Here is a 23,333-nt window from a genome sequence, read left to right on the forward strand (position 1 = left end):
AGCTATGCGCCAAACGGGCCCGGCAGCTGGGATGTCCCCTGCCGCAGCCGCCCGAGGAGTATCGCTATGAAAAAGATCGGCTTCCTGTCCTTCGGACATTGGTCCCCGCAACGCGGCTCGGCCACCCGCACCGCCTCCGACGCCCTGCTGCAGGCCATCGACCTCTCGGTGGCCGCCGAGGAGCTGGGCCTCGATGGGGCCTACTTCCGGGTCCACCACTTCGCCCGCCAGCATGCCAGCCCCTTCCCGCTGCTCGCCGCCGTCGGGGCGCGCACCAAGAAGATCGAGATCGGCACCGGCGTCATCGACATGCGCTACGAGAACCCGCTCTACATGGCCGAGGATGCCGGCGCGGCCGACCTGATCAGTCAGGGCCGGCTGCAGCTGGGCATCAGCCGCGGCAGCCCCGAGCAGGTGATCGAGGGCTGGCGCTATTTCGGCTACGCCCCGGCAGAGGACGAGACGGATGCGGATCTCGGCCGTCGCCATGCGCAGGTGTTCCTGCAAATGCTCGAGGGCCATGGTTTCGCCGAGCCCAACCCGCGTCCGATGTTCCCCAACCCGCCGGGCAAGCTGCGGCTGGAGCCGCATTCCGACGGGCTGAAGGACCGCATCTGGTGGGGAGCGGGCTCTAACAAGACCGCCGAATGGGCCGCCATGCTGGGGATGAACCTGCAGAGCTCGACGCTCAAGGACGACGAGACCGGAGAGCCCTTCCACATCCAGCAGGCGCAGCAGATCCGCGCCTACCGCGAGGCGTGGAAATCCGCGGGCCATTCCCGCAAGCCGCGGGTTTCTGTGAGCCGTTCGATCTTTGCCATCACCAATGACGAGGACCGGATGTATTTCGGCCGCGGCGGCAAGGAGCAGGACTCGGTGGGCTTCATCGAGCAGCAGCGCTCGATCTTCGGCCGCTCCTACGCCGACGAGCCGGACAAGCTGATCGAGCAGTTGAAAGGCGATGAGGGGATCAAGGAAGCCGACACGTTGCTGCTGACCATCCCCAACTCGCTGGGCGTCGACTACAACTCTCATGTGATCGAAAATATCCTGACCGAAGTCGCGCCGGCGCTCGGCTGGCGGTGACCCTGGCGCCCGGCCGAGAGGCCGGGCGCACTGCGGCGGAACAAGGCCGCGAGATGGCGTAACGTCATGCAAGTGTCATCCCACGGTATCACGCCCGTCACAGAACGCGCTTACCCCGGCGCGGAACAAGAACGGGGGACACCAAATGTTCAAGACAACCGGACTCGCGATCGGTTCGATGCTGATGGCCTCGACCGCCTTCGCCGCAACCGACATCACCTGGTGGCACGGCATGGGCGGCCGCAACGGCGAGGTGATCAACGAGATCTCGCAGCAGTTCAACGCCGCGCAGGATCAGTGCAACCTGACGCCGATTTCGAAGGGCACCTACGAAGAGGCGCTCTCCTCGGGCATCGCGGCCTTCCGCTCAGGCGAGCAGCCCAACATCCTGCAGGTGTTCGATGCCGGCGCCGCGACGATCATCGCCGCCAAGGGCGCGACGATCCCCGCCGAAGACCTGATCACCGGCGCGGGTGAAGAGTTCAACCGCGAAGACTTCATCGCCGGCGTGCGCAACTTCTACGCCGACAGCGACGGCAAGTTCATCGGCATGCCGTTCAACTCTTCGGCGCCGATCATGTACTACAACATCGCCGCCTTCGAGAAGGCCGGTGTGCAGCCGCCGAAGACCTGGGAAGAGTTCGAAGAGGTCGCCCCGAAGCTGAAAGAGGCCGGCTACCTGCCGATGACCGCCTCGCAGCTGACCTGGATGATGGTCGAGAACTTCAAGTCGCGGAACAACCAGCAGTTCGCCACGAACAACAACGGCTATGACGCCACCCAGGGCACCGAGATCATCGTCAACGACGAGAACCAGGTGATGATGTTCGAGAAGCTCAAGGAATGGGCCGACGAAGGTCTCTACGGCTTCTACGGCGCCGGCTGGGCCGACAACCTCAAGCCCTTCGAAGAGGGCGAGGCCGCCATGTGGATCGGTTCCTCGGGCAGCTTCGGCGGCCTGCAGAAATCGGCCGACTTCGACTTCGACGCGGTGTACATGCCCTATTGGGACAGCATCGAGGGCGCAGGCACCCAGAGCTTCATCGGTGGCGCGGCGCTCTTCGCCATGGCCGGCAAGCCCGAAGAGCAGAACACCTGCACCGCGCAGTTCTTTTCCTTCCTGACCTCGCCGGAAACGCAGGTCTACTGGCACAAGAACACCGGCTACGTGCCGATCACCGAGGCCGCCTACGAGATGGCCAAGGGGGAAGGCTACTACGACGAGCAGCCGGTGGCCGAGGTCGGCATCCAGCAGCTGATGCTGGAGACCGGTGAGTGGTCGAAGGGCTACCGCCTGGGCTTCTACCCGCAGATCCGCACCGTGATGGAACGCGAGTTCAACCGCATCTTCTCGGGTGAGACCGAGGTGAAGGCGGCCTTCGACACCATCCAGCAAGAGGGCAATGCGCTGCTCGCGCGCTTCGCCAAGACCGCCAACTAAGGACCGGCTCCGCCGAGTTCCGGGGTCCCGGGCAGCTGCCCGGGGCCCCGATGCCATTGCCGCGCCGCGCGGCGGCGCCTTTCCCGATCAGGACACAGCCCGTGACCGATACCCCGCTCAACATGGTGGAGGCCGACCAGACGCTGGTCACGCGCCTCCGCGCCTGGTGGTCCGGCGAGACCGCCAATCCCGCCAAGCGCGTGCAGTTCGACCGCCCGCTCACCCCCTGGCTCTTCCTGCTGCCGCAACTCGCGGTGGTGGTGATCTTCTTCTACTGGCCCTCGGTGCAGGCGGTGACCTCCTCCTTCTATCTCGAGGACCCATTCGGCTTCGGCTCGACCTTCGTCGGGATGGAAAACTACACCGACGCGCTGAACAGCTCCGAATACTTGGGCACCGCCGCCTTCACCGCCTTCTTCTGCGTGGTGGTCACGACGCTTGCGCTGAGCATCGGCCTGCTGCTGGCGGTCAAGGCCGACAAGGTGATCCGCGGCGCCGAGAGCTACAAGACGCTGCTGATCTCGGTCTACGCCATCGCGCCGCCGGTCGCCGGGCTGATCGGCATGATGTTCTTCGACATGCATATGGGGCCGCTCAAGGACCTCGCGGCCTTCTTCGGCTACGATCTCAAGGTCGGCATCAACTACTGGGACACCGCCACTGCGCTGATCGTCATCGCCGTGTGGAAGCAGATCCCCTACAACTTCATCTTCTTCCTGTCGGGATTGCAGTCGGTGCCGGTCTCGGTGCGCGAGGCGGCGCTGATCGACGCGCAGTCCGGATGGCGGCGGTTCTGGGACATCACCCTGCCTCTGCTCGCGCCCACCGCCTTCTTCCTGCTGGTTATCAACATCACCTACACGATGTTCGACACTTTCCCGATCATCGACGTCATCGTGAAGGACAAGCCCGCCAACAACCCGATGACGCTGGTCTACAAGGTCTATCTCGACGGGTTCAAAGGCAATGACATCGGCGGGAGCTCGGCGCAGTCGGTGATCCTGATGGGCGTCGTGGCGCTGCTGACCGTGCTGCAGTTCCGCTTCCTCGAACGCCGCGTGCACTACGGATAAGCCCATGCAGAAGATCAAACCCTTCGACCACCTGATCCTCATCCTCGGCGTGCTGTTTCTCTGCGCCCCGGTGGTGATGGCACTGATGTCCTCGACCCACGCGGCGATCGACATCCACTCCAACGGCCTGTCGCTGCTGCCCGGCGGCAACGGCATCGAGACCTACACCAAGGTGCTGACGCACAAGGGCGGCTTTACCGGTGACGTCACTGGCCTTTTGATGCTGCGCAACTCGCTGATCATGGGGCTCGGCTTCGCTGTCGGGAAGATCGCGCTGTCGATGATGGCCGCCTACGCGCTGGTCTACTTCCGCTTCCGCTTCGCGACGCTGCTCTTCTGGGCGATCTTCGCGACGCTGCTCTTGCCGCTTGAAGTGCGGATCATGCCCTCCTACCAGGTCATGTCCGAGCTGCACCTGCTGAACACCTACACCGGCCTCATTGTGCCGCTGCTGGCCTCGGCCACCGGCACCTTCTTCTTCCGGCAATTCTTCCGCTCGGTGCCTGACGAGCTGCTCGAGGCGGCGCGGATCGACGGGGCGGGCCCGGTCAAGTTCTTCATCGACGTGCTGGTGCCGCTGTCGAAGACGATGATGGCGGCGATCTTCATCATCATGTTCATCTACGGCTGGAACCAGTACCTCTGGCCGCTGCTGATGACCACGGACGAGAGCTTCTACACGCTCATGCGCGGCATCAAGTCGATCCTGCAGGTCTGGGTCGGCAGCCAGATCCCCGATTACAACGAAGCCTTTGCCCTCGCGGTGCTGGCCATGGTCCCCCCGGTTGCCGTGGTGGTGATCTTCCAGCGCATGTTCATCAAGGGCCTGACGGAAAGCGATAAATAATGGCTGAGCTTACTCTCAAGTCGGTCGGCAAGACCTATGCGGGCGGCGTCGATGCCGTCTCGGACGTGAACATCGACATCAAGGACGGCGAGTTCATCGTGCTCGTCGGCCCCTCGGGCTGCGGCAAGTCCACGCTCCTGCGCATGGTGGCGGGGCTGGAGACGGTGACCCGCGGCGACGTCCATATCGGCGGGCGTCGGGTCAACGACCTCGACCCGGCCGAGCGTGACATCGCCATGGTGTTCCAGAACTACGCGCTCTACCCGCACATGTCGGTGCGCGACAACATGGCCTACGGGCTGAAGAACCGCGGCGAGAGCAAGGCGGTGATCGAGGAGCGCGTCGCCGAGGCGGCGCGGATGCTGGAGCTCGGCCAGTACCTCGACCGCAAGCCGCGCGCGCTCTCGGGCGGCCAGCGCCAGCGGGTGGCAATGGGCCGCGCCATCGTGCGCCAGCCGTCGGCCTTCCTCTTTGACGAGCCGCTGTCGAACCTCGACGCCAAGCTGCGTGTCTCGATGCGCATGGAGATCCGCAAGCTGCAGCAACGGCTCGGGACCACCTCGCTCTATGTCACCCACGACCAACTCGAGGCGATGACGCTCGCCGACCGTCTGGTGGTGCTGAACGGTGGGCGGGTCGAGCAGATCGGCGCGCCGCTCGAGGTCTATCGCAAGCCCGCCTCGACCTTTGTCGCCTCCTTCATCGGTGCCCCCGCCATGAGCCTTCTGGATGCGCGCATCGAAGGTGGGCAGCTCTCGCTGGCGGGCCATGCGCTGGCACGCCTCGGCAATGCGCCGGGCCCGGTCACGCTGGGGCTGCGGGCCGAGGATCTGCGCATCGTCGACACCGGCCTGCCGATGCGGGTGGAATACGTCGAGGAGCTGGGCGCGCAGCGTATCATCCACGGCATGGTGGGCGATCAGGCGCTGGCGGTCACCGATACGCATGACACGCCGCTCGGGCCGGAAGTGCGTGTCGCGGTCGACTCCGCGAAGATTCACCTTTTCGACGCCCAGAGCGGCCGCCGCATGGATAAGCGCCTGCAAACTGTCTCCGAGCCAGCGGAATGATCCGCGACACAACGGCCGCGCTGCCCGTACCCGGCGCGGAAGAGCTCGCCATCCGTGACTTGCCGCGCGAGGTCGCGGTGCATGACGCCCATATGGCGAAGGTGCCGGGCATGACCATCGTCGAGATCGGCGGAGGGGCGCCGGATGCGCCCCTCGCGCTGCCGCTCACGGTGGCGGCCTGGAATCTCGAGCGCTGCCTCTTCCCCGAGGCCTCGGCTTTGCATGCGAAGGACTGCGACCTTCTGCTGCTGTCCGAGATGGACCACGGCATGGCCCGCACCAAGCAGCGCAACACCACGGCCGTCATGGCGGCGGAGCGGGGCATGGCCTATGCCTACGCGGTGGAGTTTCTCGAGCTGGGCCTCGGCTCGCCCATCGAGCACCAGTTCTGCGATGATGGACACAACGCACGCGGCTATCATGGCAACGGTCTCATGGCGCGCGGCGCACTTCATGAACCCTTCGCGCTGCGGCTCTGGGGCAAGCGGCAATGGTTCTTCGATGACGAGCAGCCGCGGCTCGGCGAGCGCATCGCGGTGGGCGCGCGGATCGAGACGACGGAGGGGCCGTTCCTCGCCGTCTCGACGCACCTCGAAAGCGCCTGCGGTCCCGCGCACCGGGAGCGGCAGGTGGCGGAACTGATCGCCGCGCTCGACGCCGAATTCCCCGGCGTTCCCGTGCTGATCGGCGGCGATCTGAACACCGGCAACCACGCTGGCGGCGACTGGCGCTCGGAGGGGCTGTTCGACGTCGCCCGCGCCGCCGGGTTCACCGTGCACGGCGGGCCCGAGGATCAGATGACCACCCGCCCCAGCCTGATCACCCGCTGGCCCGAGCGCGCGATGAAGCTCGACTGGTTCCTCGCGCGGGGGCTTCGGATGGGGCCGGTGGAGATTCGCGCCTCGCTTGGCGCGGACGGCACGCCACTGTCCGACCACGACCTGATCGTCGCGCGGATCGAGGGGCTGTCCGAGCCGGGCTGAACCGCTCCCAGCGTGGCATCTTTCGGTACGGAGCGATGGGCCAGGGTCGCGCCTGCGCCGGATGTGCGCTGCGGTTCTGGCGGAATTGGTGATGCGCGGTGGCACCTGTACGATACGGGCCGTGTTCGTTCTTGGCGCCGGTTGGTTCTGCGCGACGACCGCGGCGAAGTTCGCGGCCCGTTCGCGAAGGGTGGCGCAGTACGTGCATGCACGCAGCTGGCTGCGGGAACTGCGTGTCGCAAGAGACACCCTGCCGCGTCAGGGGGATAGGTCGAGCGGGACCAGTATGGTATCGAGGCTTGTACCAGTGGAGGGAAGCTCATGAAGGTACTGCCCCTGTTCCTGACGGCAATCGCCCTTGGACAGTCTGCGTCGGCCGAGGATGCACTGGTCCAGCCGGTGATCGACGGGTGCATCGACCAGTTGATCGCGCGCGGAGGCGCCTCGCGCCCCGGCGGGCAGGTGATCGACAGCCAGTATTCCGAGGCAGGGTCGATGATCTTCCTGCAGGATGCAGACGGTCGCATCTGGCAATGCTTCGGCTACCGGGACGGCAGCGTCGAGAGCCTCGATCTCGCCGGGGCGGATGCTGCCGAGGCCGCACTGGCCCGTGCGGGGGAAAAGGCGGCCATGGCACCGGAGCGGATCCGCTTTGCACCGGGCACCAGCGGCGCCGAGTTGAGCCGCAGGCTCGAGGCCGGCGGTGCCACGCAATTCGTCCTGGGGGCACGGGCGGGGCAGGTGCTCGACCTGCGCGTCGTGCCCGAGGGCGGTGCGATGTATTATATCCTGCGCAATCCTGACAATTCGATCCTGCTCACGGGTACGGATGCCGCGACGCCCTTTCGCGCGGAGCTGCCGCAGTCCGGGGATGTCACCGTCGAGGTTGTCAGCAAGGAAAGCATGCCTATGGCGTTCGACCTGATCGTGACAGTCGAATGATCCGGCATAGCGCAACGAGCGCCGGATGAGGGACCGCGCTTCGACTGCCGATCACCGTCGTCTTGGCATCGCCGGTGGCACGCTCGTGCTCTGGACGCTGGTCACCATCTTTGGTGTCGGCGCCCGGAGCGATCCGATCGAGCTCGAGGATCTGACGACCAGCGGGATCGCCTGGCAGGTGCTCGCCGCGGGCCTGCTGCTCGTGGCGGTCATCGCGTGGCGCCGCTGGCGCGACATGGGCTTCCGCGCGCCCACGCCGGGCACGCTCAGATTGCTGTGGTTGCCGGGCCTGATCCTGATGCTCCTCTTCGCGCTGCTGCTGGCGCTCGGGCTACCCGCGCCGGTGACCGTACTGCTGGTGCTGGTCAACACGCTGCTGGTGGGGTTCTCGGAGGAAGTGATGTTCCGCGGCGTCTTGTTCAGGGCGCTCCGGACGCGCCTTTCCATCTGGCCGGCGATCCTCTGGACCACCGCGGCCTTCGGCGCGGTTCACGTGTTCAATGGTTTTCTGACCGGCCATTTCGCCCTGGCGGCGCTGCAGGCGGTCGCCGCCTCCTGCACCGGGCTCATGCTCATGGCGATCGTGCTGCGCACCGGCTCGCTCTGGGTCGCCATCGTGCTGCACGCGGCCTGGGACTGGGTGACATTCCTCGTGGTGCTGAGCGCAGGGGCCCAGAGTGAGCTCCAGGAGGTGCCGGGCGGAGGTGCCGCTCTGCCCGAGCTGAGCGCCGGGCAACTGGTCGCGCCCTTCCTGCTGGTGCTGCCCAACCTGCTCTACGGTCTCTGGCTGCTGCGCCGAATCCACCTCCGCCCTGTGGCGGTGGACCTTGCGGCCCGCTGAGCCCGCTCTCCGGTGGCGATGAGCCTCTCGAGGCGCCCGCTGATCTGGCGGTGCCTGCGCTGCTCCGCAGTTCGCATCATGCCGAGGGGCATCCTGACGATCGGGGGGGAGAGCCCGAGTCCGGGCAATGGTCGCAGCGGCTTCACGAGGGAGAGCAGAGAGTCCGAATGTCGCACCTCCGCTTTGGCCTGCCCGTGACTTCGGACGCTGCCGGCCGCAGCTTTTCCGCAAGTCGGGACGGGGTCATGCACATCACCGGAGGTGCGCAATCCCGGCGTCGGGCCGCGCAGGTCTCGGCTCGCCTCTTGGCAAATCCCGCGCTTTGGGGCAGAGGAACGGCATGAGCCTGACCTCCTTTACCCTTTCCGGCCGGGACGGCGCCGCACGCACCGGGGTGATCTCCACCCCGCGCGGCGAAATCCGTACCCCCGCCTTCATGCCCGTCGGCACCGCCGCCACCGTCAAGGCGATGCTGCCCGAGAGCGTGCGCGCCACCGGGGCCGACATTCTGCTCGGCAACACCTATCACCTGATGCTGCGCCCCGGCGCGGAGCGGGTTGCGCGGCTTGGAGGCCTGCACAAGTTCATGAACTGGGAGCGGCCGATCCTGACGGACTCCGGCGGTTTCCAGGTGATGAGCCTTTCGGGGCTGCGCAAGCTCACCGAGGAAGGGGTCACCTTCAAGAGCCACATCGACGGCTCCAAGCATATGCTCTCGCCGGAAAGCTCGATGGAGATCCAGCGGCTGCTCGGCTCGGACATTGTCATGTGCTTCGACGAATGCCCGGCGCTGCCCGCCGACCGCAAGCGCATCGAGCAGAGCATGCGCCTGTCCATGCGGTGGGCACAGCGTTCGCGTGATGCCTTCGGCGACCGGCCCGGCCACATGCTCTTCGGCATCCAGCAGGGCGGGCTCGAAGAGGACCTGCGCGGCGAGAGTGCCGAGGCGCTGACCTCGATCGGCTTCGACGGTTACGCCGTCGGTGGCCTCGCCGTGGGCGAGGGCCAGGAGGCGATGTTCAAGGTGCTCGATTTCGCCCCCGGCCAGCTGCCCGAGGACAAGCCGCGCTACCTGATGGGCGTGGGCAAGCCCGATGACATCGTCGGCGCGGTGAAGCGCGGCATCGACATGATGGACTGCGTGCTGCCCTCTCGCTCGGGGCGCACCGGCCAGGCCTGGACCCGCCGCGGCATGGTGAACATCAAGAACGCCCGCCACCAGGATGACCCGCGCCCGCTCGACGAGCACTGCACCTGCCCGGCCTGCCGCAGCTACTCGCGCGCCTACCTGCACCACGTCTACCGCGCCGGAGAGATGATCTCGGGCATGCTGCTGACCTGGCACAACCTGCACTACTACCAGGAGCTGATGCAGGGTCTGCGCGATGCGATCGCGGGCGGCACCTTTGCCGCCTTCGAGGACCAGTTCCACGCGCAAAGGGCCGAGGGCGACATTCCGGTTCTGTGACGATCTGAGGACTGGCTGTCCAAAGGGCTGGCGGGCCTTCTCCGACGAGGCTCAGCGCAGGCGTGTGGCGATGAGCCGGATGATCAACCAGAGTCCGCAGAGCGTCGCGAACCCTGCGAGGAACAGCACCTTGTACCCGGCATCGGTCGCGGGTCTTGCCCAGCAGGCGAAGGCGACCGCGACCAGCGCGGCATAGAGATAGGGCACCACTCTGTGGCCCAGTTCAGCCATCGCCGTCTCCGGCGGGGCCGGGCAGGGGCAGCGCGCGCAACCATGTGGCGCCAGGCCCATCTGCCCAGGCCCGCAGCTGCAGACGGGTATAGGCGATCCGGCCCATGCGCTCGACCAGCGCCCGCGCGTAATTTTCCTCGAGGCCTATGTCGCTGTCCCACCTGGCAAAGCGGGCGCGGGCCTCCTCGGCGCGGGTCACGTCGGAGAGATCGTCGAACAGGATCGGCTTGCCCGGGCTGGCGAAGGCCGCGCCCGGTTGCCATGCCATCAGGAAGGGGCCGCGCCGGAACGGGTTGAGCAGCCCGCTGTCCACGGCTGCGCTGATGGCGACATGGGCAATGGGCATCCTGTAGCGTTGGAGAGCGATCGGGCAGGCCTCCCCGGGCGGTGCCTGCGTCGCGCGCTCGGCCGAGGCCGAGCTCTGCATCGGCCAGACGGTCACCACGATCCGCGCGGGAGAAGGTGTGGCCTGAGCAGGTCGAGGCGCGAGCGTTGCCAGAAAGGCCTCGCAGATCATCCTGTGGCGCGCCACCTCGGAGTCGCTGGCGTCGACGGCGACTTTCGGTGCTCCGTTGAAGGCAATGACCCCGTAGGCGGCAAAATCATCCGGCGAGAGGTCGCCCGGCCCGGCGAACAGCCGGGCGGACCTCGGCCGGAGCCTGCCGCCGCGCGGTTTCGGCGCGGCAAGCTCTTGGGTGGAGCTTTCGGTCTTGGGTGCGGGAGGCGCGATGCCGGTGCCGGAGTCAGGGCCGGTGGCGATCCTCGGACCAGACGGTGCGGGCGGCGTTCCCTCCCTCGGTGTTTCCGGGAAGGCCGGGGCCGGGGGCGTACGCAGGGGTGGCAACGAGAAGCTTTCGCGCAGTACGGAGCCGCCCTCGCGCAGCGGGGCGTAGAGCCTCGCCGGAAGCAGCGCGAAGAACATGCACAGGAACAGGGCCAACAGGATATCGCGCATCGGAAAAGTCGGAGCGCCCTTGAAGTTGCGGGAAATGGGGTCTTGAGCAATTCTGCAAGCGTAGCACGCAACCGGCTCTCCGCGGAAGCGTCACGCCTTGCGTTGCCTTCACCGGCGCCTTCACCGGCGCATTGCCACCGAGGCATGCGCTCCGTGCAAATCCGCACAGCGCCCTGCGCGCTTGCCGCGGCGCGGCGCATTCCTATCTTTGCAGTCCGAAGCCGGGACAGCCCGGTGCGATCTTGGCCCAAAGCAAGGGAGATATTCCATGACCGAGGCCCTGTTTACCCCCTTCACCGCTGGTGCCATTGAGATGGCCAACCGCGTGGTGATGGCCCCGCTTACCCGCAACCGTGCCGACAACGACACCGCCGAGGTGAACGAGCTGCACGTCGAATACTACCGCCAGCGCGCAGGCGCCGGGCTCATCATCACCGAAGCCTCGCAGATCTCGCCGCAGGGCAAGGGCTACATCCAGACCCCGGGCATCTACTCGCCGGGGCAGGTGGACGCCTGGAAGAAGGTCACCGACGCCGTGCACGCAAAGGGCGGCAAGATCGTCATCCAGCTCTGGCACGTCGGCCGCATCAGCCACACCTCGCTGCAGCCCGGCGGGCAGGCGCCGGTTGCTCCCTCGGCAATTCCGGCGGGCGGCAAGACCTTCACGCTGAACGGCTTCGAGGAGACCTCTACGCCGCGCGCGCTGGAGACGGATGAGATCGCCGGCATCGTCGCCGACTACCGCCACGCCGCCCGCGCGGCCATCGAAGCCGGTTTCGACGGGGTCGAGGTGCATGGCGCCAACGGTTACCTGATCGACCAGTTCCTCAAGACCGGCGCCAACCAGCGCGAGGATGAGTATGGCGGGTCTATCGAGAACCGCGCGCGCTTCCTCTTCGAGGTGCTGGACGCGGTGACCGACGAGATCGGTGCCGACCGTACCGGCTTGCGCCTGTCGCCGTTCTCGCCGGCCAACGGCATCAGCGATGCGGATCCCCAGCCGCTGTTCGAGTACGTCGTGGGCAAGCTCAACGGCTACAAGCTGTCCTACCTGCACGTGGTCGAAGGCACCACCGGCGGTCCGCGCGCGCTGAACGAGGGCGAGAGCCTCGACAAGCTGCACGCGCTCTATGACGGCGTCTGGATGGGCAACAACGGCTATGACCGCGAGATGGCCATCGAGGCGGTCAAGTCGGGCAAGGCCGATCTGGTCGCATTCGGCCGCCCGTTCATCTCGAACCCCGACCTCGTGGCGCGCCTGCAAAAGGCCGCTCCGCTCAACGAGGGCGACCAGGGCACGTTCTACGGCGGCGGGGCGGAAGGCTACACCGACTACCCGACGTTGACAGAAGCCGCCTGAGGGCGGTGGGGAGCGCGGCACCGCGTGTTCGGGGTGCTGCCGTTAAGGCTGTTTCAAGGTTTTGGTGCCGCGCCCCCCGCAATCTCCTGCCTTCCGCCAATTGCCCGCTTGCGCCCGGCGCAGCGGAGCGTCACATTGGTGGGAACCGGGTCTGGCGCGCTTGAAAAGTTAATGGCTGCGCCCCACCTGAATACCTCGACAGGGGACGGCAGAGGTCGCCGATATCCGGGGCCGGACCGTCCTGCCAGTAGCAAGGAATGCGTATGCAACAGCCTCTCAACACATCCTATCCGGTGCTGCCGCTGCGGGACATCGTCGTTTTCCCGCACATGATCGTGCCGCTCTTCGTAGGGCGCGAGAAATCGGTGCACGCGCTGGAAGAGGTGATGGCGGACGACAAGCAGATCCTGCTTGCCGCCCAGATTGATCCGGCCGTCGACGACCCCGATTCCGACGGCATCTACAAGACCGGCGTGCTGGCCAATGTGCTGCAGCTGCTGAAGCTGCCCGACGGCACCGTGAAGGTGCTGGTCGAGGGGCAGGCGCGCGTCAAGATCACCGAATACCTGGAAAACGAGCGCTTCTTCGAAGCCAAGGCCGAGTATCTCTCGGAGATGCCGGGCGATCCCGCCGCGATCACCGCACTGGTGCGCACCGTCGCCGAGGAATTCGAGCGTTACGCCAAGGTCAAGAAGAACATCCCCGAAGAGGCGCTTTCGGCGGTTGCAGAAACCACCGAGCCGGCCAAGCTCGCCGACCTCGTCGCGGGCCACCTCGGCATCGAGGTGGAGCAGAAGCAGGAGCTTCTTGAAACGCTGCCGGTGAGCGAGCGTCTGGAAAAGGTCTATGGCCTGATGCAGGGCGAGCTCTCGGTGCTGCAGGTCGAGAAGAAGATCAAGACCCGCGTCAAGTCGCAGATGGAGAAGACCCAGCGCGAGTATTACCTGAATGAGCAGATGAAGGCCATTCAGAAGGAACTCGGCGACGGCGAGGACGGCCAGAACGAGATCAACGAGCTGGCCGAGAAGATCGAGGCCACCAAGCTCTCGAAGGAGGCCAAGGAGAAGGCCGAGGCCGAGCTCAAGAAGCTGCGCAACATGAGCCCGATGTCCGCCGAGGCCACCGTGGTTCGCAACTATCTCGACTGGATGCTGTCCATTCCGTGGGGCGTGAAGAGCCGCGTGAAGAAGGATCTGGGCCGTGCTCAGGAAATCCTCGATCACGACCACTACAGCCTCGACAAGGTCAAGGAGCGCATCGTCGAATATCTCGCGGTTCAGGCGCGCAGCCAGAAGCTGAAGGGCCCGATCCTCTGCCTCGTCGGCCCGCCGGGCGTGGGTAAAACCTCGCTGGGCAAGTCGATGGCCAAGGCCACCGGGCGCGAGTTCATCCGCATCTCGCTGGGCGGCGTGCGTGACGAGTCGGAGATCCGCGGCCACCGCCGGACCTACATCGGCTCGATGCCGGGCAAGATCATCCAGGCGTTGAAGAAGGCGAAGACCACCAACCCGCTCATCCTGCTCGACGAGATCGACAAGATGGGTCAGGACTTCCGTGGCGATCCGGCTTCGGCGATGCTCGAGGTGCTCGACCCCGAACAGAACGGCACCTTCGTCGATCACTACCTCGAAGTGGAGTACGACCTGAGCAACGTCATGTTCGTGACGACCTCGAACTCGTACAACATGCCGGGGCCGCTGCTCGACCGGATGGAGATCATCCCGCTCTCGGGCTACACCGAGGACGAGAAGCTCGAGATCACCAAGCGGCACCTGCTCGACAAGCAGATCAAGGCGCATGGCCTGAAGAAGGGCGAGTTCACCATTACCGACGAGGCGCTCACCGACATTCTGCGCTACTACACGCGCGAGGCCGGCGTCCGGAACCTCGAACGGGAAGTGGCGAAGATCGCGCGGAAAGCGGTGACCAAGATCGTCAAGGGCGAGACCAAGCACGTGGAAGTCACGCGGGACAATCTCGACGACTTCCTCGGCGTGAAAAAGTTCCGTTACGGTCTGGCCGAGGACGAGAACCAGGTGGGTGTCGTCACCGGTTTGGCCTATACCTCGGTGGGCGGCGACCTGCTGCAGATCGAGGCGCTGCGCCTGCCGGGCAAGGGTCGGATGAAGACCACCGGCAAGCTCGGCGACGTGATGAAGGAGTCGATCGAGGCCGCGTCGAGCTACGTCCGCTCGATCTCGCCGCAGATCGGGGTGAAGCCGCCGAAATTCGACAAGATGGACATCCACGTCCACGTGCCGGACGGTGCCACGCCCAAGGACGGCCCCTCGGCCGGTTTGGCGATGGTGACGGCGATCGTCTCGGTTCTCACCGGCCTGCCGGTGCGCAAGGACATCGCCATGACCGGCGAGGTCACCCTGCGCGGCAATGCTTCCGCCATCGGTGGGCTCAAGGAGAAACTTCTCGCGGCGCTGCGGGGCGGCATCAAGACGGTGTTCATCCCCGAGGAGAACGAGAAGGATCTCGCCGAGCTGCCGGACAATGTGAAGCAGGGCCTCGAGATCATCCCGGTCAAGCACGTCTCGGAGGTGCTGGAGATGGCGCTCATCGGCAAGCCGGAGCCCATCGAGTGGGACGAGGAGGCCGAAGAGGCCGCCGCTGCCCTGCGCGCCAAGGACGAGAAGGGCGCGGGAGCCACGGCGCACTGACGCTCTGCCTCGCCGGCACTGATGCAACAAAGCGGGCCCTTCGGGCCCGCTTTTTTCATATTTTGAGCCCCCTTCGGTCTCTTCCACATGGTTCAAATATCCCGGGGGAGACCGCGCAGCGGGCGGGGGCGGAGCCCCAATCCAGTACGCAGTTGCAACCACGCCGCTGCCGCTGCGGCAGGGTCGGAAATTTGTGAAATTTTTGCGCCGACTCCTCTTGCGCCCCCCATGCCATATGAGTAAAAGCCCGCCTACCGGGTGATTAGCTCAGTGGTAGAGCGCTTCGTTCACATCGAAGATGTCAGGAGTTCAAATCTCTTATCACCCACCACTCTTCCAAGAGGCGCGCTGATCGGTTTCCCCGAGGCGCGCCTCTTCTAGTTTCCGGACCTTTCTTCAGTCTCGGTACCGCAGCGGAGGCGGGGGCGGCGGGCCGCCGTCGGAAAGCCCGACGTCTCGGGACAGCCGGGGGCCCGCGCGCAGCTCGGCGCTGCGCCGTGCAATCCGGCGCGCGCTGCGCCAGCGCAGGAGCATCGCGAGAAGCCCTGTTTCTGTCCGCTGCCGACGGGTCTTGGTGTTTCTTGCGGTCACTGTCTCTCTCCTTGCAGAGTCGCGGAACGCCTGCGAGACTGCTTTCTCAAGTTCACTTGAGGTCAAGCGCCTTTCGTATGCGTGAGGAAACTCCATGTCCCGCAGGTCCCGTCCTGTCAGACGTGCGCGCTCCAATGACCTGAGCGTGGGAGAGGTCGCCGCCCGCGCCGGTGTCGCCGTCTCGACGCTGCATTTCTACGAGGCAGAGGGGCTGATCGAGAGTTGGCGCACCGACGCCAATCACCGCCGCTACGACCGGCGAGAATTGCGCCGCATCGCCGTGATCCGCATGGCGCAGAAGTTGGGCGTTCCATTGGCGGAAATTCGCGAGATGCTTTCGGCGCTGCCGCGCGACAGGGCGCTCTCCAAAGCTGACTGGCAGGCGGTCTCGCAGGGCTGGCGCGCCCGGCTCGACGCGCGAATCCGTCAGCTCGAACAGCTGCGCGATGAGCTCGACGGCTGCATTGGTTGCGGCTGCCTGTCGCTGGAGAGCTGCCCGCTCTACAACCCGTCCGACCGGCGCGGCCGCGAAGGCCCGGGGCCGCGCGTGTGGATCGAGGAAATGACGAAGGATCAGGCTTGAAAGCCGCCGGAAGCTTGGCTAAACCCCGCCCTACGGGTGATTAGCTCAGTTGGTAGAGCGCTTCGTTTACACCGAAGATGTCGGGAGTTCGAGTCTCTCATCACCCACCATTTTCAATCACTTAGCGACCTCGCCGTCTTCATGTTTCCCAATTTCGGGAAACTGTTTCCCAAAGTCTGGTAGCAGCAGCACCGTCTCGCGGTTCATGTGCTCAACCTCCGCGCGTCTTGCGTAATGCTTCGACATGCGCTCTGACAGGTGTCCGAGCATTGCCTGAACGCGCTGGATGCCGCCGAATAGCTCTGGGTTTCGGGCGACGGTGTTGGCGATGACTGTGGCGTTCGTTGTGCGCAGGCCGTGGAAGGTCGGGCGAAATTGCCCAGCTTCGATTTCCTCGACAGAGTGGGGCCGCAGCTTGAGGCGGATCAGCTCTTTGGTCCAAGAGGCGCCGAAGCCTTTTCCCCACGGTTTGCCGCGGCTGTTGGTCAGGAGGGGAAGAGCCGGGGCGACGATCTGAGCCTTGCGCCGCGCTGCGCGTTCTTCCTCGATGATCGCCAGAACGACCGGGTGCAGGGGGACAGTCACCGGGTTGCCGGTCTTGCCCTGCTCGATGGTCCAGATGCCGTCTCGAATCTGGGTCTCACACATGCCGATCACATCAGCGCGGCGCTGTCCGGTATAGAGCGCGACCAGGGCGACCTTCACGAGATGCCGCTTGCCTCGACCGATCAGGATTTCGAGCTGGTCATCGGGCCACGGCTCATAGCTCTCTTCGCTGTGCACGCGCTCGATCCGGCGGCAAGGGTTGTCGTCTGCAAAGCCTCGCGTTCTGCCCCAGCTGAACACTGCGCTCATGTCATCAAGCCGCCGGTTGGCAGTCGCTGGGCGATCAGAAAGACTATCGTAGACCGCCTGCACATGGATGGGCCGGATTTGGTCAGCGTCGAAGGCGCCCCAACGGTCACCCATCAGGTCCAGGGCGTAGTCCCGAAGGAGGCGGCTCGCTTTGGGGAGCCTGGCATATCTCGCGCTGTCTTTGTGGTCTCGGATAAGGCGGGCGATTGCCTTCGGGCTTTCGAACTCTCCCGGGATGGTGCCGAAGGCTTCGTGGTGCGCCGCGTTGTAAGCTGCGCGGTAATCGGCCTCGAACGGATGCGGGAGTGAGCGGCGAAGCTCTTTGCCCTTACGCACCACACGGAAGAAGAAGTACTCCTTCCCTCGCGCAATCTTGCGCTGAACATACTTCTCAAGGCGGATGTCACCGGCCACGGCTGGCCCTCAGGATTGGATCGGCATCGTCGGGCGACCCTGCCGCACCATCGATGAATGTTTCAACCTCCGACCACTTCCATCTGGTCGCACCGCTCGGCATCTTCCGTGGCTTGGGCAGGTGGCCCTTGCGCGTCCAGTCCCAGATCGTGCTCTCGGATATGTCCATCAAGACGCCAAGCGTCTTCGCGCTGACATATGCCAGTGGTCGGGCCTCGACGGCGAACTCGGCGGGCTGCACATGGGTCATGCGATCGGGGGGCATGCCTCTGGTTCCTTCTATCGTGGGTTAGTTGGACTGTTCGTGGGTGGTCGCCGAGCGGCGGGCGGCGCACCGCCGCTGCAGCTCGCGCATTGTGATCTCGACAGCGCCGGCGGCGACCGCCTTGGCGCGCAGCCCCATGCCGATGTCGAAGTGCTCGTCAGCGGTTCCGGCTTTCTGCAGCCATTTCCGCTTCAGGCCGATCCGGTCCGCCATGGCGAGCAGCTCGTCGGTGCTGTCCGCGATCATGTGGCTCATCTTCATGTGCCGAAAGCGGCCCATGGCGGTCCGGTACATGTCGTCGACGTACACAGTCATGCTGCGGCCTCCTGCAGGGCGTAGCTTCCCCACTGCTCGGCCCAGGCCTGCGCATCCGACAAGGGCGCGGAGGGGGGCATCAGAAGCCCTCCGCCGTCTTTGCCGCTCTTCGCAGGGTGCGGATCATGTTTTCCGCTTCGCAAGCGATGGCGTCGAAGACATCACTGATGGGGGTGCCAAGATCGGCGCGGGCTTGCTGCCGTGCACGGTCGCGCACGTCGCTAAGGCGGTCGATCTCGTCCATGGCGTCGCGCATCAGAGCATCCCCTCGATCAGCATGGCGAGCGACCGGATCGCCGCCGCCAGAAGGTCGAGGCCGAGCCAGATGGCGAGGGCACCGCCCGTCGCAAGGATGGCCAGCACGAGGAACGCGAACCAAAAGCCCTCGGGAAGCCAGCGCTCCTCGTCATGGCAATCTTCCCAGAGGCGATCCGAGAGGCCTTGCCCCTCATATTCACGCTGGGGCGGAAGCGGCGTCAGGGCGGCCGATTTGCGGTGCTCGTGCTCGGAGCGTTTGGCGCGGATTTTCGCGAGGATGTCGTCGGGGCTGGTGTGGCTGGTGTCGGTCATCAGTCCATCCCCAGCGCGGCTTTGTACATCTCGAGCACCGCCTCTTCCTCGGCGATGTCGTCCTTGTCGCGCTTGCGCAGGGCGATGACCTTGCGCACGATCTTGGTGTCGTAGCCGCGCCCCTTGGCTTCGGCCATGACCTCCTTCTGTTGGTCCGCGATCGCCTTCTTCTCGGCCTCCAGCCGCTCCAAGCGCTCGATGAACTGTTTCAGTTCTCCAGCAGCGACGCCGTATGCGCCATCAGAAACCGCTTTGTCCTCGGCGGTCTCCTTCATGGGGGTGCGCTTGCGCGACGCCGCGCGTGCCATGTCGGCGCCGGCGGTGTCGGGCTGGAAATCGGTCTCTTGGGGCATCAACATGCTCGATCCTCTTGAAGAAACTGGGCCCCTCGCCGCGTTCGTCTTGGGGGCAGAGACGATCCATGCTGGGTCGCGGCGAGGGGATGCGGGCCTCATGCCCGGCATTCGTATTGGCGGGCGCCTCAGCAGGCGCCGCAGCCGTGTAAGGTGTGCAGGGCGTTCCGAACCGCCTTGTCGGCGACGAAAAGCAGGCCGATCCCGCCGGCGGTGATCATCAGCCAGCAAGCGACCGACAGAAGCCGCTCACCGGCGTCCACTGCCGCGCGTTCAACCTCGTCTGCGTCGATGCTGAGCCTGTGCGTGATGCTGCGCGCTGGGACGTGGGTGTGCTGGTAGGTCATCTGATCCTCCGGTTCGGTCGGCGCTTGGCGCGGCGGAATTCGAGGTCGAGGGCGATGGCGCAAAAGCGCGCGGCGCTCGGGCTCGGCATGTTCACGAGGGCGGTGCGGCGCACGGCGTCCCTGAGCACGATGAACTCGCGAAAGGGGCGTGCCTGGATGGGGCGGAAAGAGACCCTCATCGCTTTGCAACCTGTGAATGAAAATGCATGGAATTACTTAGGGTCACCCCTTGCGGGCCTTTTCGCCTTGGGCGGTGGCGGGTAATTGTTCTGCGGGGATTCGGCACAACTCTAAGGAGAGGCGGCTCATGTTGGGCGGTTACGGTCACTGCTTGCGCTCCTCGATGAGGGTGGCAGGCAAATGCGGAAGTGCGGGCGGCGGCGTGCTGCTGCCGTCGTCAGAAGAGGCCGCAAAAATGTCGGCAAGATCGACAGCGCGGGCGGATGCCGCGGGGCGATTGCCCTCGCGGATAGCGCGCTTGAGCAGTTCAAGTCTGTGCTGAAAATGATCCATCGGTGATGTCTCCCTGAAAATGAACCGCGATCAGCCCTGGTTGGGTGTCTTCGGCGGCGCACGTTCGGGAAGTTCGCAGATAGCGAACAGATCGTCAATCAAAAGGTTCGCTAATAGCGGACATTCCAGACGCGAAGTCGCGTCGGTGTTCTTGAAGTTGCGAACAAGTTCGTGAAGGTTGCCCTAGCGGTAGAAGGAGCAAGGCAAGTTAATGACTGACGATCAAACGGATAACGCGAAGCTCCTGAAAGAGCTTCTTGCGATGGAGCGCGATCAGTTTGAGGCGTTTATTTCCGAGGCTCACCGGATTCGGCGCGATCTCGAAATGCGCGAGCAGTCTCAAGGATCAGACCGCGATGCTCAGGAGACATGAGCTGGAAGGCCTCTAAGAGGTCTTTGGCGTCTTCGCTCAAGTTTTCATCATTGATGAGGTCGAAGACGGAGACGCCAAGCGCCTTCGCGAACTTTTCCAGCCTGTAGCTGTTCGCGCGGCGCTTTCCATTCTCGAGGTCGCTTACGTAGGACTTCGACAGGCCAACTGCGTCAGCGAGTTGCTGAACGGTCAGACCCTTTCGGGTGCGGAGTTCTTTGAGCCGAAGTTCCATAGCGGACGAATAGCACGGGTCTGCGGACATATCCCGCCGCAAATAGCTTACAGGCGGCTTGCAAGGTTGTCCGCTATGTGCGACCACTTCCATCATGACATCGCTTTCTGAATATCTGCGGTCGAACGGCCTGTCGCAGCGAGAGTTCGCCGCTCGTGTTGGGCTTTCGAAGACCTATGTGAACGAGATTGTTGCGGGCTCGAAGACCCCGAGCTTGAAGGCTGCCCTTGAAATTCAGGAGGCAACGAAGGGTGCAGTGACACTAGCATCTCTTCTGAAATCCAATTCTGCAAAGGTTGCGAGCTGATGAAATACCCTCAGCCTCAAAGACCTTTGATCTGTGAAGCTTCATTTCAAGCAGCACCTGCGAAAAACCGCATCCTGGCAGCGATTGCGCCGGGCAGCAGCGCGGGCAGGGGCTTCTCCTCCTCCCTGGTCCCGCCCGCGCTGCACCAAACACTCACCACTCACTGAACAAACCACTCGTCCCATGGTCTCCAACATGAGGCGGGTCGCCAAGTCCTTCCAGCTAAACGAAAATGAGGCCTTCACATGCGAGACCAGATTTACGGCACGATCCAGAGCGCGGTGTGTGCAGCGGTCGAGGCGACCGGGAAGCGCCATCAGGATGTGGCCGAGTTCCTTGGAATTCGGGGGTCGACGCTTTCCTATGGGATGGAGGTCAGCGAGACGCGGCCGGGCGGTCTCGGCGTGAACTACCTGCACCGTCTCGGCGCCGATTGCCCGGCGGCGGCGCTCCCGCTGGCGCAGCACTTTGCTGGTCTGGCCGGAGGTGTGTTCCAGTCGGTCAACGTCGGTGGCGTCGTCACCTCGCTCTATGCCCAGTGCGGCACTGTCGCGAAGGAGTGCGGAGAAGCTCAGGCCGCGATCATCCGCGCCGCAGAGAAGGCCGGTGGTCATGGGAATTCCGCGCGCGCAAATGCCGAAGCGCTCTGCGAGATCGACGAGGCGATCGAGGCGCTGACCCGCGCTCGCGCCTCGATCGTTGCCAGCCGGGATGCTGCATAATGCGTGCGGCGATCTCTTCCTATTCGATCCCTCGCGCCGGGGTTACAGGCGCTTCTTCCTGTCGAACTTCCCCGCGCGGCCAGGTGCCGCGTGGGGCTTTTCGGGGGGTGGTTCATGGATAACTTGCAGCTTTCGGGGCGTGAGAAGGCCATCTTCACTTTCTGGCGCGCGGGTTTGACCGATTCCGAGATCGTGAGGAAAGTCGGCTGCTCTGAGGAGTTCGTTTCGACGACACGCCGGCGGATTGAGCTGGCCGCAAACAAGCCGAGCCCGACCGCTCGTGCCGAGGCGCAGGAGGCGCTGGACGCGGCTGTGGCGGAGCTCTGGAGCGCGGGCATCCCCGACGTGCGGATCGCGGATCGGCTCAAGTGTGGCCGCTCGACGGTCGCCCGGACAAGGGCTCGGCTTGGCTTGGCGACGTTGCCGCGCAAGAAGAGCATAGACGATGCCGAGCTTCGAAGGCTGCACGGAGCGGGCCAATCGGATGCCGAAATGGCCAAAGCCCTCGGTGTGGCCCGCGGTACCGTGGCTGACCGTCGTGCCTATCTCGGGCTCGTCCGAAACCGCGCCACCGATGGTGCGCTCCGTATCGGGCCTCAGGCCTTCACCGAGGCGCAGCTGCGCGCGGCGCACGCTGAGGGGCTCTCCGACAAGGAGATCGCGGAACGGTTCGACGTGAGCACGAAGACGATTGGGAATTGGCGGCGCAAGTACGGTCTGGATGTTCACTCCGATGAGCTGACGGCTGAGGACGCGGTTTCCGCTGAAGAGGTCGCGCGCGATGCCATGCTTCGCCGGGCCGCCCGCTGCGCATTCGCTCTGGCGCCCGAGGACCAGCGCCTTCTTCCCATGCTTGAGCCCTACGTGGCCGAGGAAATGCTGAGGGCCCGCGCATGAGTGGCTCGGCGCGCTCGGTCTTCGTAATCGCGGCCACCGCTCTCGCGCTGCACAAAGGCGGCATGACGCTCTGCGGTGGTGGCATCATTGCGCTGAGCGATGCGCTCGATGCCTTCCCGAATGTCGCGCCGGGCGATGAAGTCGCCTTGGCGCATGCACGCGCTCGCGAAGTGGTAGCAGCGCGGCTTTCCAGCAATGAGACCGCGTTCAGCGCGGCGAAATACGCGCTTGAGGTGGAGATGGCCTCTCTTTGGTCACTCCGAGTTCAGGCTTTCTCGAAAGGAGTGCGAGTATGACCTCGGCGTCACCGTTCCAAGTGGTTGGGGGCAACAACCCTCTGCCCGAATACCCGGTCGAGCTTTGCGATGCGCACCTCACCTCGGACTACTTCACCCTGTTCTGGCATGACCGCTGGTTGGCCTCGAAGCTCCACCTGAAGGCGCCCCTCGCGGTTCAAGGTGCGGCGCTCAACCTGTTCTTCCTCGCGCGCAAGCAGAGCCCGGTCGGGTCGCTTCCGGCCGACGAAGAGCTGCTGGCGCGGCTGCTCAGGGTCGATCTCGCTGACTGGCGCGGCATGATGGCCCAGCCGATCACGCCCCTGCACAAATGGACCAAGTTCTGCCACGGCGACGAAGTCGTGTTGGGCCACCCTGTGGTAATCGAGATCTGCATGGACGCGCTCACGAAGCGTGAGGAACGCAAGGCCAGCAATGAGGGCAAGGCGGTCAACATGCGGCAGAAGCGTCTCTCGGAGATGATGCAGGAGATGGGCTGCGTGCAGGCCATGTGCCAGGACAGGGTTCTCATCGAGCGCCTCGACGCGTGGCTCATGGAAAACCACCACGGTCAGCGCCGGCGTCCGCAGATCGAAGCGTCGATCAAGCGCTCGCTCGAGCATGCGGCCAGAGAGGGTTGGATCGGGCAGCAAAGGTTATGACACTGAAAACAGTGAGGAATTCTTTCCTCTTGTTGCCGGAACAGTTCGGAACGGTTGCGGAACAGGTTTCCCAAAAACGGAACAGTTCCAGAC

Annotated in this window: 29 protein-coding genes, 2 tRNA genes and 1 pseudogene; 20 read left to right on the forward strand and 12 right to left on the reverse strand. The window is 64.9% G+C overall.

Annotated features, from left to right (window positions below; all coding sequences use genetic code 11):
- Window positions 1-66: 66 nt before the first annotated feature.
- The 9 genes from BM397_RS04790 (at window position 67) to tgt (ending at window position 9,751) form a co-directional block, all read left to right on the forward strand.
- Window positions 67-1,086 carry an LLM class flavin-dependent oxidoreductase gene (locus tag BM397_RS04790; RefSeq protein WP_092419120.1) on the forward strand — a complete coding sequence of 340 codons (1,020 nt, stop codon included), beginning with the start codon at window positions 67-69 and terminating at the stop codon, window positions 1,084-1,086.
- Between the two features lie 145 nt (window positions 1,087-1,231).
- A complete protein-coding gene (locus tag BM397_RS04795; protein WP_092419122.1) occupies window positions 1,232-2,527 on the forward strand; it encodes an extracellular solute-binding protein in 1,296 nt (431 codons plus the stop codon).
- 101 nt (window positions 2,528-2,628) lie between these two features.
- Window positions 2,629-3,600 carry an ABC transporter permease subunit gene (locus BM397_RS04800; RefSeq protein WP_092419124.1) on the forward strand — a complete coding sequence of 324 codons (972 nt, stop codon included), beginning with the start codon at window positions 2,629-2,631 and terminating at the stop codon, window positions 3,598-3,600.
- 4 nt (window positions 3,601-3,604) lie between these two features.
- Window positions 3,605-4,447, forward strand: a complete 843-nt coding sequence (gene ugpE / locus BM397_RS04805) for a sn-glycerol-3-phosphate ABC transporter permease UgpE (RefSeq protein ID WP_092419126.1) — start codon at window positions 3,605-3,607, stop codon at window positions 4,445-4,447.
- Window positions 4,447-5,517, forward strand: a complete 1,071-nt coding sequence (locus tag BM397_RS04810) for a sn-glycerol-3-phosphate import ATP-binding protein UgpC (RefSeq protein WP_092419128.1) — start codon at window positions 4,447-4,449, stop codon at window positions 5,515-5,517. Before ugpE ends, BM397_RS04810 begins: the two co-directional genes overlap by 1 nt.
- Entirely contained in the window at window positions 5,514-6,500 is a 987-nt protein-coding gene (locus BM397_RS04815; RefSeq protein WP_092419130.1) for an endonuclease/exonuclease/phosphatase family protein, read from the forward strand. The genes BM397_RS04810 and BM397_RS04815 overlap by 4 nt, the downstream gene beginning before the upstream one ends.
- A 321-nt stretch (window positions 6,501-6,821) precedes the next feature.
- Complete coding sequence (locus BM397_RS04820; RefSeq protein ID WP_092419132.1) at window positions 6,822-7,442, forward strand: hypothetical protein; 621 nt, start codon at window positions 6,822-6,824, stop codon at window positions 7,440-7,442.
- Window positions 7,443-7,467: 25 nt separating this feature from the next.
- Window positions 7,468-8,283: a CPBP family intramembrane glutamic endopeptidase gene (locus BM397_RS04825; protein WP_092419134.1), complete on the forward strand. Its 816-nt coding sequence runs from the start codon at window positions 7,468-7,470 to the stop codon at window positions 8,281-8,283.
- A gap of 340 nt (window positions 8,284-8,623) precedes the next feature.
- Window positions 8,624-9,751 (forward strand): tRNA guanosine(34) transglycosylase Tgt, encoded by a 1,128-nt coding sequence (gene tgt, locus BM397_RS04830; protein WP_092419136.1) that lies wholly within the window; start codon window positions 8,624-8,626, stop codon window positions 9,749-9,751.
- Window positions 9,752-9,802: 51 nt separating this feature from the next.
- On the opposite strand, the gene BM397_RS04835 is transcribed toward tgt, so the two are convergent.
- A complete protein-coding gene (locus tag BM397_RS04835) occupies window positions 9,803-9,982 on the reverse strand; it encodes a hypothetical protein (RefSeq protein ID WP_092419138.1) in 180 nt (59 codons plus the stop codon).
- Window positions 9,975-10,937, reverse strand: coding sequence for a hypothetical protein (locus BM397_RS04840; RefSeq protein ID WP_092419140.1), 963 nt, complete (start codon window positions 10,935-10,937; stop codon window positions 9,975-9,977). Before BM397_RS04840 ends, BM397_RS04835 begins: the two co-directional genes overlap by 8 nt.
- Before the next feature lie 268 nt (window positions 10,938-11,205).
- Between BM397_RS04840 and BM397_RS04845 the strand changes: the two genes are divergently transcribed.
- The 5 genes from BM397_RS04845 (at window position 11,206) to BM397_RS04865 (ending at window position 16,250) form a co-directional block, all read left to right on the forward strand.
- Window positions 11,206-12,297, forward strand: a complete 1,092-nt coding sequence (locus BM397_RS04845) for an alkene reductase (protein ID WP_092419142.1) — start codon at window positions 11,206-11,208, stop codon at window positions 12,295-12,297.
- A 263-nt stretch (window positions 12,298-12,560) separates the two neighbouring features.
- Window positions 12,561-14,966 carry an endopeptidase La gene (gene lon / locus BM397_RS04850; RefSeq protein ID WP_092419144.1) on the forward strand — a complete coding sequence of 802 codons (2,406 nt, stop codon included), beginning with the start codon at window positions 12,561-12,563 and terminating at the stop codon, window positions 14,964-14,966.
- Between the two features lie 256 nt (window positions 14,967-15,222).
- Window positions 15,223-15,297 (forward strand) — tRNA-Val (locus tag BM397_RS04855).
- Between the two features lie 354 nt (window positions 15,298-15,651).
- Complete coding sequence (soxR, locus tag BM397_RS04860; RefSeq protein ID WP_092419146.1) at window positions 15,652-16,140, forward strand: redox-sensitive transcriptional activator SoxR; 489 nt, start codon at window positions 15,652-15,654, stop codon at window positions 16,138-16,140.
- 34 nt (window positions 16,141-16,174) lie between these two features.
- Window positions 16,175-16,250, forward strand: a tRNA-Val gene (locus BM397_RS04865).
- A 7-nt stretch (window positions 16,251-16,257) separates the two neighbouring features.
- Here BM397_RS04865 and BM397_RS04870 read toward each other — a convergent pair.
- The 9 genes from BM397_RS04870 to BM397_RS04905 all read right to left on the reverse strand — a co-directional run bounded on the left by BM397_RS04870 (window position 16,258) and on the right by BM397_RS04905 (window position 19,772).
- Window positions 16,258-17,409, reverse strand: coding sequence for a tyrosine-type recombinase/integrase (locus tag BM397_RS04870; RefSeq protein ID WP_092419148.1), 1,152 nt, complete (start codon window positions 17,407-17,409; stop codon window positions 16,258-16,260).
- A complete protein-coding gene (locus tag BM397_RS04875) occupies window positions 17,399-17,674 on the reverse strand; it encodes a helix-turn-helix transcriptional regulator (RefSeq protein WP_092419150.1) in 276 nt (91 codons plus the stop codon). Before BM397_RS04875 ends, BM397_RS04870 begins: the two co-directional genes overlap by 11 nt.
- Window positions 17,675-17,698: 24 nt before the next feature.
- Window positions 17,699-17,989 carry a DUF4031 domain-containing protein gene (locus BM397_RS04880; protein ID WP_092419152.1) on the reverse strand — a complete coding sequence of 97 codons (291 nt, stop codon included), beginning with the start codon at window positions 17,987-17,989 and terminating at the stop codon, window positions 17,699-17,701.
- A 79-nt stretch (window positions 17,990-18,068) separates the two neighbouring features.
- Window positions 18,069-18,245: a hypothetical protein gene (locus BM397_RS29250; RefSeq protein ID WP_176806452.1), complete on the reverse strand. Its 177-nt coding sequence runs from the start codon at window positions 18,243-18,245 to the stop codon at window positions 18,069-18,071.
- On the reverse strand, window positions 18,245-18,559 hold the full coding sequence (locus tag BM397_RS04885; protein WP_092419154.1) for a hypothetical protein: 315 nt from the start codon (window positions 18,557-18,559) through the stop codon (window positions 18,245-18,247). Before BM397_RS04885 ends, BM397_RS29250 begins: the two co-directional genes overlap by 1 nt.
- Window positions 18,559-18,834 (reverse strand): DUF2312 domain-containing protein, encoded by a 276-nt coding sequence (locus tag BM397_RS04890; protein WP_092420531.1) that lies wholly within the window; start codon window positions 18,832-18,834, stop codon window positions 18,559-18,561. The genes BM397_RS04885 and BM397_RS04890 overlap by 1 nt, the downstream gene beginning before the upstream one ends.
- Before the next feature lie 206 nt (window positions 18,835-19,040).
- Entirely contained in the window at window positions 19,041-19,259 is a 219-nt protein-coding gene (locus BM397_RS04895) for a hypothetical protein (protein ID WP_092419156.1), read from the reverse strand.
- Entirely contained in the window at window positions 19,256-19,438 is a 183-nt protein-coding gene (locus tag BM397_RS04900) for a hypothetical protein (RefSeq protein ID WP_092419158.1), read from the reverse strand. Before BM397_RS04900 ends, BM397_RS04895 begins: the two co-directional genes overlap by 4 nt.
- A gap of 145 nt (window positions 19,439-19,583) precedes the next feature.
- Window positions 19,584-19,772, reverse strand: a complete 189-nt coding sequence (locus tag BM397_RS04905; protein ID WP_092419160.1) for a hypothetical protein — start codon at window positions 19,770-19,772, stop codon at window positions 19,584-19,586.
- Window positions 19,773-19,983: 211 nt separating this feature from the next.
- Here BM397_RS04905 and BM397_RS29615 point away from each other — a divergent pair, with 211 nt between their 5' ends.
- On the forward strand, window positions 19,984-20,145 hold the full coding sequence (locus tag BM397_RS29615; protein WP_245695930.1) for a hypothetical protein: 162 nt from the start codon (window positions 19,984-19,986) through the stop codon (window positions 20,143-20,145).
- A gap of 58 nt (window positions 20,146-20,203) precedes the next feature.
- On the opposite strand, the pseudogene BM397_RS29930 reads toward BM397_RS29615, so the two are convergent.
- A pseudogene (locus BM397_RS29930) lies at window positions 20,204-20,473 on the reverse strand (helix-turn-helix domain-containing protein); the annotation flags it as partial.
- Between BM397_RS29930 and BM397_RS29935 the strand changes: the two are divergent.
- The 5 genes from BM397_RS29935 (at window position 20,472) to BM397_RS04935 (ending at window position 23,240) form a co-directional block, all read left to right on the forward strand.
- Complete coding sequence (locus tag BM397_RS29935) at window positions 20,472-20,684, forward strand: helix-turn-helix transcriptional regulator (protein ID WP_092419164.1); 213 nt, start codon at window positions 20,472-20,474, stop codon at window positions 20,682-20,684. The pseudogene BM397_RS29930 and the gene BM397_RS29935 sit on opposite strands and share 2 nt — an antisense overlap.
- A 245-nt stretch (window positions 20,685-20,929) precedes the next feature.
- A complete protein-coding gene (locus tag BM397_RS04920; protein ID WP_092419165.1) occupies window positions 20,930-21,406 on the forward strand; it encodes a hypothetical protein in 477 nt (158 codons plus the stop codon).
- Window positions 21,407-21,520: 114 nt separating this feature from the next.
- Entirely contained in the window at window positions 21,521-22,303 is a 783-nt protein-coding gene (locus BM397_RS04925) for a helix-turn-helix domain-containing protein (protein ID WP_143015320.1), read from the forward strand.
- On the forward strand, window positions 22,300-22,599 hold the full coding sequence (locus BM397_RS04930) for a hypothetical protein (protein ID WP_092419167.1): 300 nt from the start codon (window positions 22,300-22,302) through the stop codon (window positions 22,597-22,599). Before BM397_RS04925 ends, BM397_RS04930 begins: the two co-directional genes overlap by 4 nt.
- The gene (locus BM397_RS04935; protein WP_092419168.1) at window positions 22,596-23,240 is read left to right on the forward strand and encodes a hypothetical protein; all 645 of its coding nucleotides are present in this window, start codon (window positions 22,596-22,598) and stop codon (window positions 23,238-23,240) included. Before BM397_RS04930 ends, BM397_RS04935 begins: the two co-directional genes overlap by 4 nt.
- Window positions 23,241-23,333 lie beyond the last annotated feature (93 nt).

The organism is Alloyangia pacifica, assembly GCF_900116195.1.
GTDB classification, from domain to species: domain Bacteria; phylum Pseudomonadota; class Alphaproteobacteria; order Rhodobacterales; family Rhodobacteraceae; genus Salipiger; species Salipiger pacificus.

Excerpts from the sequence above, each read along its gene's own strand:
- BM397_RS04790 (WP_092419120.1), top strand. The coding sequence starts at position 67 with ATGAAAAAGATCGGCTTCCTGTCCTTCGGACATTGGTCCCCGCAACGC.
- BM397_RS04795 (WP_092419122.1), top strand. The coding sequence starts at position 1,232 with ATGTTCAAGACAACCGGACTCGCGATCGGTTCGATGCTGATGGCCTCG.
- ugpE (WP_092419126.1), top strand. The coding sequence starts at position 3,605 with ATGCAGAAGATCAAACCCTTCGACCACCTGATCCTCATCCTCGGCGTG.
- BM397_RS04810 (WP_092419128.1), top strand. The coding sequence starts at position 4,447 with ATGGCTGAGCTTACTCTCAAGTCGGTCGGCAAGACCTATGCGGGCGGC.
- BM397_RS04815 (WP_092419130.1), top strand. The coding sequence starts at position 5,514 with ATGATCCGCGACACAACGGCCGCGCTGCCCGTACCCGGCGCGGAAGAG.
- BM397_RS04820 (WP_092419132.1), top strand. The coding sequence starts at position 6,822 with ATGAAGGTACTGCCCCTGTTCCTGACGGCAATCGCCCTTGGACAGTCT.
- BM397_RS04825 (WP_092419134.1), top strand. The coding sequence starts at position 7,468 with ATGAGGGACCGCGCTTCGACTGCCGATCACCGTCGTCTTGGCATCGCC.
- tgt (WP_092419136.1), top strand. The coding sequence starts at position 8,624 with ATGAGCCTGACCTCCTTTACCCTTTCCGGCCGGGACGGCGCCGCACGC.
- BM397_RS04835 (WP_092419138.1), bottom strand. The coding sequence starts at position 9,982 with ATGGCTGAACTGGGCCACAGAGTGGTGCCCTATCTCTATGCCGCGCTG.
- BM397_RS04840 (WP_092419140.1), bottom strand. The coding sequence starts at position 10,937 with ATGCGCGATATCCTGTTGGCCCTGTTCCTGTGCATGTTCTTCGCGCTG.
- BM397_RS04845 (WP_092419142.1), top strand. The coding sequence starts at position 11,206 with ATGACCGAGGCCCTGTTTACCCCCTTCACCGCTGGTGCCATTGAGATG.
- lon (WP_092419144.1), top strand. The coding sequence starts at position 12,561 with ATGCAACAGCCTCTCAACACATCCTATCCGGTGCTGCCGCTGCGGGAC.
- soxR (WP_092419146.1), top strand. The coding sequence starts at position 15,652 with ATGTCCCGCAGGTCCCGTCCTGTCAGACGTGCGCGCTCCAATGACCTG.
- BM397_RS04875 (WP_092419150.1), bottom strand. The coding sequence starts at position 17,674 with ATGCCCCCCGATCGCATGACCCATGTGCAGCCCGCCGAGTTCGCCGTC.
- BM397_RS04880 (WP_092419152.1), bottom strand. The coding sequence starts at position 17,989 with ATGACTGTGTACGTCGACGACATGTACCGGACCGCCATGGGCCGCTTT.
- BM397_RS29250 (WP_176806452.1), bottom strand. The coding sequence starts at position 18,245 with ATGCGCGACGCCATGGACGAGATCGACCGCCTTAGCGACGTGCGCGAC.
- BM397_RS04885 (WP_092419154.1), bottom strand. The coding sequence starts at position 18,559 with ATGACCGACACCAGCCACACCAGCCCCGACGACATCCTCGCGAAAATC.
- BM397_RS04890 (WP_092420531.1), bottom strand. The coding sequence starts at position 18,834 with ATGAAGGAGACCGCCGAGGACAAAGCGGTTTCTGATGGCGCATACGGC.
- BM397_RS04895 (WP_092419156.1), bottom strand. The coding sequence starts at position 19,259 with ATGACCTACCAGCACACCCACGTCCCAGCGCGCAGCATCACGCACAGG.
- BM397_RS04900 (WP_092419158.1), bottom strand. The coding sequence starts at position 19,438 with ATGAGGGTCTCTTTCCGCCCCATCCAGGCACGCCCCTTTCGCGAGTTC.
- BM397_RS04905 (WP_092419160.1), bottom strand. The coding sequence starts at position 19,772 with ATGGATCATTTTCAGCACAGACTTGAACTGCTCAAGCGCGCTATCCGC.
- BM397_RS29615 (WP_245695930.1), top strand. The coding sequence starts at position 19,984 with ATGACTGACGATCAAACGGATAACGCGAAGCTCCTGAAAGAGCTTCTT.
- BM397_RS29935 (WP_092419164.1), top strand. The coding sequence starts at position 20,472 with ATGACATCGCTTTCTGAATATCTGCGGTCGAACGGCCTGTCGCAGCGA.
- BM397_RS04920 (WP_092419165.1), top strand. The coding sequence starts at position 20,930 with ATGCGAGACCAGATTTACGGCACGATCCAGAGCGCGGTGTGTGCAGCG.
- BM397_RS04925 (WP_143015320.1), top strand. The coding sequence starts at position 21,521 with ATGGATAACTTGCAGCTTTCGGGGCGTGAGAAGGCCATCTTCACTTTC.
- BM397_RS04930 (WP_092419167.1), top strand. The coding sequence starts at position 22,300 with ATGAGTGGCTCGGCGCGCTCGGTCTTCGTAATCGCGGCCACCGCTCTC.
- BM397_RS04935 (WP_092419168.1), top strand. The coding sequence starts at position 22,596 with ATGACCTCGGCGTCACCGTTCCAAGTGGTTGGGGGCAACAACCCTCTG.